This window comes from Pseudomonas sp. JV449 (assembly GCF_032424295.1).
GTDB classification, from domain to species: Bacteria; Pseudomonadota; Gammaproteobacteria; order Pseudomonadales; family Pseudomonadaceae; genus Aquipseudomonas; species Aquipseudomonas marginalis.
The window spans coordinates 1-12,221 of record NZ_VYKD01000018.1; the positions used below are offsets into that span (position 1 = coordinate 1).

8 protein-coding genes and 1 pseudogene are annotated in these 12,221 nt (G+C 62.6%); 5 read left to right on the forward strand and 4 right to left on the reverse strand.

Features of this window, described 5'->3' with window-relative positions; all coding sequences use genetic code 11:
• A partial coding sequence (locus F6S08_RS17305; RefSeq protein ID WP_315872042.1) for a DUF3079 domain-containing protein occupies nt 1-135 on the reverse strand: 135 nt, incomplete at its 3' end.
• Between the two features lie 179 nt (nt 136-314).
• Here F6S08_RS17305 and F6S08_RS17310 point away from each other — a divergent pair.
• From F6S08_RS17310 to F6S08_RS17325, 4 genes are read left to right on the forward strand one after another with little or no spacing between them, the layout of a single operon-like run.
• Complete coding sequence (locus tag F6S08_RS17310; RefSeq protein WP_065927209.1) at nt 315-845, forward strand: iron transporter; 531 nt, start codon at nt 315-317, stop codon at nt 843-845.
• On the forward strand, nt 845-1,168 hold the full coding sequence (locus tag F6S08_RS17315; protein WP_137212131.1) for a cupredoxin domain-containing protein: 324 nt from the start codon (nt 845-847) through the stop codon (nt 1,166-1,168). The genes F6S08_RS17310 and F6S08_RS17315 overlap by 1 nt, the downstream gene beginning before the upstream one ends.
• Nucleotides 1,169-1,177: 9 nt before the next feature.
• Complete coding sequence (locus F6S08_RS17320) at nt 1,178-2,017, forward strand: FTR1 family protein (RefSeq protein WP_315872030.1); 840 nt, start codon at nt 1,178-1,180, stop codon at nt 2,015-2,017.
• Complete coding sequence (locus F6S08_RS17325; protein WP_315872031.1) at nt 2,014-3,369, forward strand: 4Fe-4S binding protein; 1,356 nt, start codon at nt 2,014-2,016, stop codon at nt 3,367-3,369. Before F6S08_RS17320 ends, F6S08_RS17325 begins: the two co-directional genes overlap by 4 nt.
• Nucleotides 3,370-4,346: 977 nt before the next feature.
• On the opposite strand, the gene F6S08_RS17330 is transcribed toward F6S08_RS17325, so the two are convergent.
• From F6S08_RS17330 to F6S08_RS17340, 3 genes and pseudogenes are all read right to left on the reverse strand, one after another.
• Nucleotides 4,347-5,966 (reverse strand): methyl-accepting chemotaxis protein, encoded by a 1,620-nt coding sequence (locus F6S08_RS17330; RefSeq protein WP_315872032.1) that lies wholly within the window; start codon nt 5,964-5,966, stop codon nt 4,347-4,349.
• Nucleotides 5,967-6,035: 69 nt separating this feature from the next.
• Nucleotides 6,036-6,731 (reverse strand): anaerobic ribonucleoside-triphosphate reductase activating protein, encoded by a 696-nt coding sequence (locus tag F6S08_RS17335; protein ID WP_065927214.1) that lies wholly within the window; start codon nt 6,729-6,731, stop codon nt 6,036-6,038.
• Nucleotides 6,728-8,968: pseudogene (locus F6S08_RS17340) on the reverse strand (ribonucleoside triphosphate reductase). Before F6S08_RS17340 ends, F6S08_RS17335 begins: the two are co-directional and overlap by 4 nt.
• 1,129 nt (nt 8,969-10,097) lie before the next feature.
• Here F6S08_RS17340 and F6S08_RS17345 point away from each other — a divergent pair.
• Entirely contained in the window at nt 10,098-12,218 is a 2,121-nt protein-coding gene (locus F6S08_RS17345; RefSeq protein WP_074847038.1) for a TonB-dependent receptor, read from the forward strand.
• Nucleotides 12,219-12,221 lie beyond the last annotated feature (3 nt).

The following is a 12,221-nucleotide window of genomic DNA, read 5'->3' on the forward strand; positions in this document are numbered from 1 at the left end:
CCCGATCATCTCGGCCGGGTGCATGGTGCGGTCGGCGCCATTGCCGCAAGCCAGGTCGGTGGCAGCACAGTAGCGATCACAGCCCCAACAGATACGTTCGGGATGCTTGGGGTGCAGCGGAAAAGGCTTGGCCATGAGTCGACTCCCTGGCGACGAACACTCCCTGCAACCTACCCCCATACAGCCTGTACAACCTTGACCGGCATCAAGCCTGGCCAAGATGAAATATCCTCGGAACTTGACAAGAATCATTATTATTTACTGCTGATCTTCCTAGACTCGGGTTCTCTCTCCACACCCATCAGGAAGCCTCCATGCGTACCCCTTCTTTGCTGTGCCTTGCCCTGCTGCTGAGCACCTCCGTGGCAGTTGCCAAGGAGTATCCAATCGGCGAACCGCAACACTGCCCGGGCCTGGAAATCGGCGCGGTGTACCTCCAGCCGATCGAGATGGCACCCGCCGGCATGATGCGCGCCACGGCCGATTCCGATGTGCACCTGGAGGCCGATGTACGCGCCACGGCGGACAACGCCCAAGGGTTTCAGGAAGGCAGTTTCGTGCCCTACCTCAACCTGTCTTTCACCCTGAAGAAACAAGGCAGCGACACGCCCATCAGCGGCGACTTCCACGCCATGGTCGCCAACGACGGGCCGCACTATGGCGATAACGTCAAGCTGCAAGGCCCGGGCAAATACACCCTCACCTTCAGCGTATTGCCGCCCACCGGCCACCACTCCCTGGGCCGTCATACCGACAAGGAAACCGGGGTCGCCCCGTGGTTCGAACGCTGCGAAGTGCACTACGAATTCGTCTACGCCGGCATCGGCAAAAAAGGCGGCTATTGATGCGCCGCGCCCTGTTGCTCGGCGGCCTGCTGCTAAGCGGTGCGGCAGTGGCGGCGCCGTTGCCCACCTATGAGTTGAGCCTGCAGGACGGCCACTTCGACCCGCCACAACTGGTGGTCAAGGCCGAAGAGCGTTTCAAGATCGTGCTCAAGAACATCGGCCAAGGCCCGGCCGAATTCGAAAGCACGCCGTTGCGGGTCGAGAAGGTGTTGTCTGCGGGGGTGACCACCTTTGTGGTGATCCACCCGCTCAAGCCGGGGTTGTACCCGTTCTTCGACGAGTTCAACCCACAGTTGCCCGAAGGCAGCATCCTCGCCGAATAGGAGCCGTTGATGAATCAATCGATGTTTATTGTCTGGCGTGAAAGCGTCGAGGCCCTGCTGGTGATCGGTATCCTGCAGGCCTGGATCAGCCGCCAGGCCGGCCATGCGCAACTGGCCCGCTTCCTCTGGGCCGGGGTGCTGCTGGGGTTGCTGTGTTCGGCCGGGCTGGCCGGTTTGATGCTGTGGGCCGGTGACACCATGACCGGCCCACAGGGCGAGTGGCTGCAAGCGGCGCTGACCCTGTTGGCCAGCGGCTTGATGGTGCAGATGGTGTTCTGGATGCACCGCAACGCGGCCACGCTCAAACACAGCCTGGTACGCGAGGCCGACGAGCGCCTGGCGCGCCAGGGCGGCTGGGGGGTGTTGTTACTGGCGCTGCTGGCGGTCAGTCGCGAAGGCAGTGAAACCGTGGTGTTTTTGTATGGCGCCGGGGCGCGCCTGCACGATGAGGCGCAAGGCCTGTTCGCCGTCGGCGGTGTGCTCGGCCTGGCACTGGCGGGGCTCACCGTGCTGCTGTTGCGCGGCAGTCGGCGCTTTATCTCCTGGTCACTGTTTTTCGCCCTCAGCGAGGCGCTGCTGTTGCTGCTCGGCGGCGCCTTGCTGGTCGCGGCCGTGGACCGTATCAGTGGGCAACTGCTGGGTATGGACATGCCCGAGTGGGTCTACGCCGCAATCGGTGACAGCCGCTGGGACAGCAGCGCGCTGCTCAGCGACAGCCATGGCCTCGGCGCGCTGCTGGCCGACTTTGCCGGCTACCGGGCGACCCCCAGCCTTATCACCGTGTTGGTACTGCTCGGCTACTGGCTATGGGTGGGCAACGGCCTGCGTCGCGCCCGGCACGCGGCATGAGCTGGTTGCAGCAACTGGGCGATGGCATGCGCCGCCATGGGCGCTTGATCCGTGCTGCGCAATGGTTGGTGGTGCTGGTCTACGCCGTGTTGCTGGTGCTGCCCGCCGTGCTGCCGTTGCCCGATAGCCAAGCGCGCATGGTGAACAACCTGACGCTGCTCGCGCAATTTATCTTCTGGGGGATCTGGTGGCCGTTCGTGTTGCTGTCGATGGTGCTGTTCGGGCGCCTGTGGTGCGGCGTGCTGTGCCCGGAGGGTTCGCTGAGCGAATGGGCCAGCCAGCACGGGCGCGGCCTCGGCATACCGCGCTGGCTGCGTTGGGGCGGCTGGCCGACCCTGGGCTTTTGCCTCACCACGCTCTACGGCCAGTTGATCAGCGTGTACGACTACGCCCAGGCAGCATTGCTGATCCTCGGCGGCTCGACGTTGGCGGCGGTGGCGGTCGGCCTGCTGTTCGTGCGCGGCAAGCGCGTGTGGTGCCGTTACCTGTGCCCGGTGAGCGGCGTGTTCGCCCTGCTCGCCCGCCTGGCGCCGGTGCATTTCGCCGTGGATGAACAACGCTGGAAAGCCAACGACGCCCCGCGCCTGCCGCTGCCCAACTGCGCGCCACTCCTGGACATCCGCCGCCTGCAAGGCGCCAGCGACTGCCACGCCTGTGGCCGTTGCAGCGGGCAACGCGGCGCGGTGCAACTGATCGCCCGCTCATGCAATCAGGAGATTCTCCACGCGCCCCATCAACCCGGCTCACCGTGGGATGCGCGCCTGCTGCTGTTTGGCGTGATCGGCCTGGCCATGGGCGCGTTCCAATGGACCGTAAGCCCGTGGTTTATCGCGCTCAAACAAACACTCGCCGAATGGCTGGTAAGCCGCGACTGGCTATGGCCGCTGCAAGACAACGCGCCCTGGTGGCTGCTCACCCACTACCCGCCACTCAACGACAGCTTCAGTTGGCTCGATGGCCTGTGCATCGTGCTGTACCTGGCTGGCAGCGCACTGCTGCTCGGCGGTGGCTGCTGGCTGCTGCTGCGCCTGGCCGCGTCTGTGGCCGGCGACCGCGCACTGTTTCGGCCCTTGGCACTGACACTCACGCCCCTGGGGGGTGCAGGGCTGTTCCTGGGGCTGTCGGCGACGACGGTGAAGTTGTTGCGCTATGAAGGGTTGGCATTGACGTGGGTGCAACCGGCTCGTGCACTGGTGTTGAGCGCGGCGATTGGCTGGTGCTTGTGGTTGGGCTGGCGGCAGCTCCAGGGGCTTGGAACCCGACCGCGCTGCCTGGGGTGGTTGTGCGTACTGCTGAGTAACGGGCTGGTGGGCTATGGCTGGTGGTTGCAGTTCTGGGGGTGGGCTGGCTGATGCACACCGATCCAAATGTGGGAGGGGGCTTGCCCCTGATGAGCATGGGTATCTGTGGCGCGGGCGCTTGCTCCCGTGGCGGCCTTCGGGCCGACCATGTCGTTGGAGTTGACCGGTTGGAATGAGTACATATCCGTTGCTGCGGTAACGGCTGCTATTGGTTCCGCTCTTACAGCGGGTCACTTTTGGAAAGAGCCCAAAAGTAACCAAAAGGCTCTCGCCCCACCACTCGGTACCTCGCCTAGGCTCGGTATGCCCGAACGCAGGCTTGAATCCGTGGGCCGCCGTCATGGGCCATCCCTGGCCCAGGACGGCTAACCCGGCGTCCTGCCGGGTTACCCACGGATTCAAGCCTGCGTTCGGCCAGCGTGGTTAACGGGGCGCCTGAGATCAAGATCAAAAGCCAGAGCAAAAGCAGCCTGAGGTCTACCTGCTGGATGGAGATCCAAATGTGGGAGGGGCGGTGCGACGATTCGACAAGCCCGCTCACCACAGAGTTATGTGTCAGCCTTTAAGAGTTGTGTAGATACCTATGCTCATCGGGGGCAAGCCCCCTCCCACATTTTTAACCCAGTACACCAGACTCAACTCCGGTCGGCTCTAAGGCCGCCGCGCTTTGGCTTTTGATCTCAAATCGCCCCGTCAAACACGCTGGCCGAACGCAGGCTTTGGAGCGTGGGTAACCCGGCAGGACGCCGGGTTAGCCGCGCTGGGCCAAGGATGGCCCATCGCGGCGGCCCACGCTCCAAAGCCTTCGTTCGGGCACACCGAGCCTAGGCGAGGTGCCGAGTGTTGGGGCGAAGCGTTTTTGGTTACTTTTGGCGCTCTTCCAAAAGTGACCCGCTGTAAGAGCGGAACCCTAAGTGGCCGTGACCGCAGCAATGGATATGTACTCAATCAAATCCAACGACATGGTCGACCCGAAGGCCGCCACGGAAACAAGCCCCCTCCCACAGTTTTGACCGCACCAGCCGAAGTTACACCTTGAACCGCGCCACCGTCTGATGCAGCGTCCCCGCCATTCCGGCCAGGTCATGGCCTGCCGTCTCGGTATGTATCGCGCCCTGCAACACCTGCTGGGACAGGTTGCGAATGCCCACCAGGTTGCGATCCACTTCCCGCGCCACCAGCGCCTGTTCTTCGGTGGCGCTGGCAATCATCATATTGCGTTCGTTGATCTGCGAGATCGACCGGGTGATCTCGTCCAGCGCCTCTCCCGAGCGTTGCGCCACGTTCAAGGTCGCCTGTACCCGCTCGCTGCTGCTGTGCATGGCGGCCACGGCGTGTTCGGTGTCCTGGCGGATATTGCCGATCATCTGCTCGATCTCCTGGGTCGAGACCTGGGTACGATGGGCCAACGCGCGCACTTCATCGGCGACTACCGCAAACCCGCGTCCGGCATCCCCGGCGCGGGCCGCTTCGATGGCGGCGTTCAACGCCAGCAGGTTGGTCTGGTCGGCAATGCTGCGGATCACTTCGAGCACGCTGCTGATGTCTTGCACGCGGCCGGCCAGTTGCTGGATACGCTCCGAGGTTTCCACCACGCCGGTGGCCAAGGTATTGATCGACGCCACGGTTTCCTGCACCTGCGCCTGTCCACGCTGGGCGGTCTGCTCCGACAGGCGCGAAGCTTCGCTGGTGCTCACGGCATTGCGTGCCACTTCGTCGACGGCGGCGGTCATTTCATTCACCGCCGTGGCGGCCTGTTCGATTTCCTGGCCCTGCAACTGCAGGCTGCTGCTGGTCTGGCCGCTGACCGCGCTCAACTCTTCCGACGAGCTGGCCACGCCGTCCACCGACGTCGCGATATGGCGGACCATCTGGTTAAGATTCTGCTGCATCTGGTGCAGGTTGCGCATCACACTGCCGTCGATACTGTTGCCCAACGGCACCTCGAGGGTCAGGTCGCCCTCGGCGATATGACTCAACACCCGCGCCACTTCATCCGGCTCGCCGCCCAACGGTCGGGTGACGCTGCGCGTGACGATCACCGCCGCCACCACCACCAGCGCCAGGCACAGCAGGAACAGCCCGAGCATGGTGCCCCGAGCCTCGTCATACAGGGTTTGCGCCGCCTGCTGGCGCTCGGCGAACAGCCGCCCCTGCATGGCCATCAGCGCATCCAGGCTCTTGAACACCTCAAGCTCGGCCGGGATCACCTGTTGCTTGAGCTGGGCCAGGCCTTGCTCGCGGGCGCCCTGCCTGATCAGCGCCTGCACTTGGGTGAAAGCCGCCACGTAGGTTTCACGGTGGGTTTTCAAGGTGGCATAGGCGGCCTTGCCTTCGGCGGTGTCGAGCAGCGGCTCAAGGGTGGCGAACGCCTGGGTGATGCGTTCGCGCGTGGTGCCGATGGAGGCCTGGGCCTGTTGGTTATCCTGGTCGATCAGCAGGTCGCGGGTGTTGCGCCCGTTATCGCGCACACCGGTGGCTATCACCATGATCGGCGCGATCCGTGGCCAGTCCTGCTGCACGATCTGTTCGGACTGCTGCTTGAGGGTCGCCAGGTCGTGAAGGGCGTAAAACACCAAGCCGACCAGCGCCAGCGGCGCAATCGCGAAGCCGACGACAATGCGTTGTGCCGTGGTTAATTGCTTCATTGTGATAGTCCCTGATGAAAACCTGCCCGTCATGGGCAGCATCTATAAAAATCCGCTTGAGGGCGCCGATCACCCTCGCAATACAAAAGCAGGAAACAACTCGCGCAATCGGCTCCATAACTCCGGCAAGGCAGCCTGTGCCGGAGAACTCGACAATTGCGCATCGAGCATGCTGGCCGTGCGCACCATTTGCACCGCAAAGCGTTGCACGCCGTTGGCTTGCAAACGCTGGGCCAGCAACAGCAACCGAGGGGGGTCGATCAAATGCCAATGCACCGTGGTGCGGCACTCGTACTCGACGCCGCTGGCCAACAGGGTGTCGAGGCTGCGCCAGTTGGCGGCGCCGCTGTGCTTGACCTGGGTAATCAACTGGCAATCCTCGGCCAGCGCCTTGACGTCAAAGCCGACCCAATCGGCATGCCGCAACGCATTGGCAAACCCTGCCGGCTTGATCCCGGCGCTGTGCAGGCCGACGCGAAACCCCATCGCCCGCACTTCATCCATGGCCGCCGGCAAGCCTTCCTGCAAGGTCGGCTCGCCACCGCTGAACACCACGGCGTCGAGCAAGTCCTTGCGCCGCTGCAAAAACAGCAACACCCGGCGCCAATCCACCTCCGTGCTACCGCGCGGCGGGATCAGGTCCGGGTTGTGGCAGTAACGACAGCGCCAGGCACAGCCCTGGCAAAACAGCACACAGGCGAGCATGCCGGGGTAGTCGAGGGTGGTCAGGGGCACCAGGCCCCCGACCCGTAGCGCTCGACTCATTGGCGCCCGGCCACGGCGGCCGTTTCAGTGAAATGCACCCGTTCCTTGTGCTCGGATTGTTTGCCGGGATTGAACGCCGACACGGGCCGGTGATAGCCCATCACCCGGGTCCAGACTTCGCAGCGCTGACGTTGTGGCTGGGATGCTTGCATGTGAATCTCCTTGCGGGTTGGAAGATCGGTTCAGTGCGCAGCGGCCAGTGCCAGCACTTCATCGCACTTGGGACAGAACTCATGCTCACCGGCGAGGTAACCGTGCACCGGGCAGATCGAGAACGTCGGGGTGATCGTCAGGTACGGCAAACGGAAACGCCCCAACGCCTTGCGCACCAGTTGCTTGCAGGCCTGGGTCGAGGAAATCTGCTCGGCCATGTACAGGTGCAACACGGTGCCGCCGGTGTACTTGCATTGCAGTTCGTCTTGCAGCTCCAGGGCTTCGAAGGGGTCTTGGGTAAAGCCCACCGGCAGTTGCGAGGAGTTGGTGTAGTACGGCGCGACGTCGCTGCCGGCCTGCAGGATGTCCGGGTAGCGCTTGCGGTCTTCCTTGGCGAAGCGGTAGGTGGTGCCTTCCGCCGGGGTGGCTTCGAGGTTGTAGAGGTGGCCGGTGTCTTCCTGGAAGCGCAGCAACGTAGCGCGCACATGGTCGAGCAGCTTGAGGGCAAATGCGCGGCCTTCCTCGGTGTGCATGCCCTGCTCGTCGCCGGTGAAATTGCGCAGCATCTCGTGCATGCCGTTGAGGCCGATGGTGGAGAAGTGATTGCGCAAGGTGCCGAGGTAACGCTTGGTGTACGGGTACAAACCGGCGTCCATATGGTGCTGGATCACCTTGCGCTTGACCTCCAGGCTTTCCATGGCCATGTCCATCAGGCTGTCCAGGCGTTGCAACAGGCCCGAGGTGTCGCCCTTGAACAGGTAGCCGAGGCGCGCGCAGTTGATCGTCACCACGCCCAGGCTGCCGGTCTGCTCCGCCGAACCGAACAACCCACCGCCGCGCTTGAGCAGCTCGCGCACGTCCAATTGCAGGCGGCAGCACATCGAGCGCACCTGGTTGGGTTGCATATCGGAATTGAGGAAGTTCTGGAAATACGGCAGGCCGTAGCGCGCGGTCATCTCGAACAGGCGGTCGGCGTTCTCGCTGTCCCAGGGGAAATCGTGGGTGATGTTGTAGGTGGGAATCGGGAAGGTGAAGACCCGGCCCTTGGCATCGCCGGCCTGCATCACTTCGATGTAGGCGCGGTTGATCAGCTCCATTTCCGCTTGCAGATCGCCATAGGCAAACGGCATTTCCTCACCACCGATCACCGGCACCTGCTCGCGCAGATCCTCCGGGCACACCCAGTCGAAGGTCAGGTTGGTAAACGGCGTCTGAGTGCCCCAGCGCGACGGCACGTTGAGGTTGTAGATGAACTCCTGCACCGCCTGGCGCACCTCGGCGTAACTCAGTTGGTCCTTGCGCACATAGGGCGCCAGGTAGGTATCGAACGAGCTGAACGCCTGGGCGCCGGCCCATTCGTTTTGCAGGGTGCCGAGGAAGTTGACCATCTGCCCCAGGGCGCTGCTCAAGTGCTTGGGCGGCCCCGCTTCGACACGGCCCGGCACGCCATTGAGGCCTTCGTGCAGCAGCGAACGCAGCGACCAGCCGGCGCAATACCCGGCTAGCATGTCGAGGTCATGGATATGCAAATCCGCCTCACGGTGCGCGCGGCCAATCTGCTGGCTGTAGACCTCGTCGAGCCAGTAATTGGCGGTGACCTTGCCCGACACGTTCAACACCAGCCCCCCCAGGGAGTAGCCCTGGTTGGCATTGGCTTGCACGCGCCAGTCTTCGCGGTCGAGGTATTCGTTCATCGAGGTGGCGACTTCCACCAGGGTCTTGCGGTCGCGACGCAGGCGGCCGTGTTGTTCGCGGTAGACGATATAGGCGCGCATGGAGAGGAAGTAGCCGGCGTCCATCAGCACGCGTTCGACGCTGTCCTGGATTTGTTCGACGTCCAGGCGTTCGATGCCCCTCAGGCGGGCCAGGACAGCGCCCAGTAACAGGTCGACGTCGGCCTCCTGGTACTCGCCGGTAGCGGTACCGGCGGCGGTCAGGGCGTGGTGGATTTTTTCGGCGTTGAAGGGGACCAGGCTGCCGTCGCGTTTGTGTAGGCGGGTGCTGACCAGCGGGGTGAGCGTGTTTTGCATTTTCCGGGCTCCAGGCACTACATATAGATTAAATAACAACTTAAAACACAACATGCAGTGATATTACGGAGACTGGGTTTTGCTTCCCTTGATCGGGGTCAAGCTTTTTTGATTGGGTACATATCCGTTATTTAGGTAACGGCGGCCTATGGTTCCGCTCTTACAGCGGGTCACTTTGGAAAAGAGCCGGAATGCCGGCCCAGCCCAAAGTAACCAAAGGGCTCTTGCCCCAACACTCGGTGCCTCGCCTAGGCTCGGCATGCCCGAACGCAGGCTTGAATCCGTGGGCCGCCGTCATGGGCCATCCTTGGCCCAGGACGGCTAACCCGGCGTCCTGCCGGGTTACCCACGGATTCAAGCCTGCGTTCGGCCAGCGTGTTTAACGGGGCGCCTAGGATCAAGATCAAAAGCCAGAGCAAAAGCAGAGCAAAAGCAGAGCAAAAGCAGAACAAAAGCAGGCTGAGGCCTACCTGCTGGATGGAGATCCAAATGTGGGAGGGGGCTTGCTCCCGATGAGGGTGGGTCAGTGATACATGGGTTGACTGACTCACCGCTATCGGGGCAAGCCCCCTCCCACATTTTTAACCCAGTACACCAGACCCAACTCCGGTCGGCTCTAAGGCCGCCGCGCTTTGGCTCTTGATCTCAAATCGCCCCGTCAAACACGCTGGCCGAACGCAGGCTTTGGAGCGTGGGTAACCCGGCAGGACGCCGGGTTAGCCGCACTGGGCCATGGATGGCCCATTGCGGCGGCCCACGCTCCAAAGCCGGAGTGAGGGCACACCGAGCCTAAGCGAGGTGCCGAGTGTTGGGGCGAAGCGTTTTTGGTTACTTTTGGCGCTCTTCCAAAAGTGACCCGCTGTAAGAGCGGAACCCTAAGCAGCCGTTACCGCAGCAACGGATATGTACTCGGTCAAATCCAACGACATGGTCGGCCCGAAGGCCGCCATCGGGAGCAAGTCGAATCGTCGCACCGCCCCTCCCACATTTGGTTATACGACCAGGCGAAAAACATCATCAGATATACGCATCATAAACAAATATTAACTGCATATTTTTAATAATTAACATATAACAAAACGGACTTTTACGGACGCCTTTCCTATCCATATTGTTATGTCCAGCACCGACCCCTGACCAGGTGGAGGCCTTGCCTGAACCACCACTTTCTCAGGGTCCTACCATGAGCCACATCGCCGCGCCCAATCGCCTCACCCTTGCTGTCTCCCTCGCCCTGTTCGGCGCGTACACCCACGCCGATGACGCCGCGCTACCGGTGGTCAATGTCACGGCCGAGCACCGCAGTGAAGACTTGCAGAAAACCCCGCTGGCGATTTCCGCCTTCGACGAGAAGAGCCTCGACGACAAGCAGATCCGCAGCGTGCGCGACCTGTCGGGCCAGGTGCCGAACCTGACTCTCAGCCGCCAGTCGATCTCCTACAGCGCCCAGACCTATGGCATTCGCGGCATCGGTGAAACCGACCCGATCCAGGAAGCCGCCGTGGCGGTGTACGCCGACGACTTGTACATCCCACGGGCGATTTCCTCGATGCTCGACTTCAATGACGTCGAGCGCGTCGAAGTGCTGCGCGGCCCCCAGGGCACCCTGTACGGGCGCAACAGCAGCGCGGGGGCGATCCGCGTGATCACCCGCGACCCCAACCAGGAAACCCGTGGTTTCGTCGAGCTCGGTGCGGGTAATTACAATGCGCAGAACGGCCGTTTCCTGATCAGCGGCCCGCTGGTGGACAACGCGTTGTTCGGCAGCTTTTCGGCGATCCGCCTGAGCCGCGACGGCACGGTGTCCAACCCGACCCGGGGCAAGGATGTCAACAACGTCGATATCCAGTCCTACCGCGGCAAGCTGCGCTACAAACCGGAGGATTCCCCCTGGGATGTGCAGTTGACCCTGGCCGGCACTTTTGACCGTGGCGACACCACCAGCTACTCGCCGTTCGACGCCAATGGCCGTTTCGACAAGTTCAAGAGCTACAGCAGCCTCGACCCGAAAAACCGCCTTGACCAGGGCAGTTCGGTGTTGCGCGCGATCTATGCGATCAACGATCACTTGAATGTCAAATCGGTCACTGCATGGTCGTCCTTCAACCAGCCGGTGGACTACGACAACTCTGGCCAGGCCGCGCTGATCCAGAACAACCTGATCCTCTACAAGCAAAACTACGCCACCCAGGAATTCCAGCTCAACGGCGACTATGACGACTTCAGCTTCAGCACCGGCCTGTACCTGTACCGCGAACGCTTCGATGCCGACCGCGACAACCTCACCTACTCCATCGCACGCAACCGGGTGATCGGCCAGGGCCAGTACAGCACCACCAACACCGAAAGCTACGCGCTGTATGGCCAGGGCACCTACAAGATCACCCCGCAGCTGTCGCTGATCGCCGGCCTGCGCTTTACCCGCGAACACAAGAACTTCGAGTTCACCAATTACGCGATCAATACCGACAGGCAGATTACCGGCACCAACTTCGCGGCCGAGTCGAGCAAATCCTGGCAGTCCACCAGCCCGAAAATCGGCTTCGAATATGCCTGGACGCCGCACCTCAACCAGTACGCCTACGTCGCCAAGGGCTTCAAGGCCGGCGGATACGACAACCGTGCGCCGACCCGCGCCGCCGCCGAGCAGGCGTTTTCGCCGGAAGACGTGACCACCTGGGAAACCGGCTTCAAGGGCGACTTCTTCGACCAGCGCCTGCGGGCCAACGTCGCGCTGTTCTACAACGACTACAAAGACCTGCAGACCAACGCCTACGACCCGGCGCTGGGGGTGAGCCTGCGCACCAACGTCGGCCAGGCCCACACCTACGGCGTCGAGCTGGAAACCCTCACCGCCCTGAGCCGCGACCTGCAACTGAGCGCCAACCTCGGCTACCTGGAGAGCCAGTACGACGACTTCCAGAACGCCAGCGGTGCCGGGGTCGATGCCAATGGCAAACAACTGGTGTTCTCGCCGCGCTGGAACGCCAGTGTCGGCCTGAACTACACCATTCCCGCAGGCCTGCCGGGCACCTGGCTGGCGGGCACGGATGCGCAGTTCCAGACCAAGTCCTACGCCAACGCGCTGAACGACGACATCCAGGAAGTGCCGCAGCAAACCTTCTGGAACGCCAACACTCGCTACATCAGCGGCGACGGCCACTGGACCACCACCCTGGCGGTGAAAAACCTGCTGGACCGCGCTTACCCGCAATCGGTGGGCTATGTGCCGTCCAGCGGCGCCCGTTATTACTCGGTCAACGATCCGCGCACGCTGTTGCTGTCGGTGCGCTATGACCTCTGAGTG

Coding starts and splice junctions, on each gene's coding strand:
- F6S08_RS17320 (WP_315872030.1), top strand. CDS start 1,178: ATGAATCAATCGATGTTTATTGTCTGGCGTGAAAGCGTCGAGGCCCTG.
- F6S08_RS17330 (WP_315872032.1), bottom strand. CDS start 5,966: ATGAAGCAATTAACCACGGCACAACGCATTGTCGTCGGCTTCGCGATT.
- F6S08_RS17315 (WP_137212131.1), top strand. CDS start 845: ATGCGCCGCGCCCTGTTGCTCGGCGGCCTGCTGCTAAGCGGTGCGGCA.
- F6S08_RS17325 (WP_315872031.1), top strand. CDS start 2,014: ATGAGCTGGTTGCAGCAACTGGGCGATGGCATGCGCCGCCATGGGCGC.
- F6S08_RS17345 (WP_074847038.1), top strand. CDS start 10,098: ATGAGCCACATCGCCGCGCCCAATCGCCTCACCCTTGCTGTCTCCCTC.
- F6S08_RS17310 (WP_065927209.1), top strand. CDS start 315: ATGCGTACCCCTTCTTTGCTGTGCCTTGCCCTGCTGCTGAGCACCTCC.
- F6S08_RS17335 (WP_065927214.1), bottom strand. CDS start 6,731: ATGAGTCGAGCGCTACGGGTCGGGGGCCTGGTGCCCCTGACCACCCTC.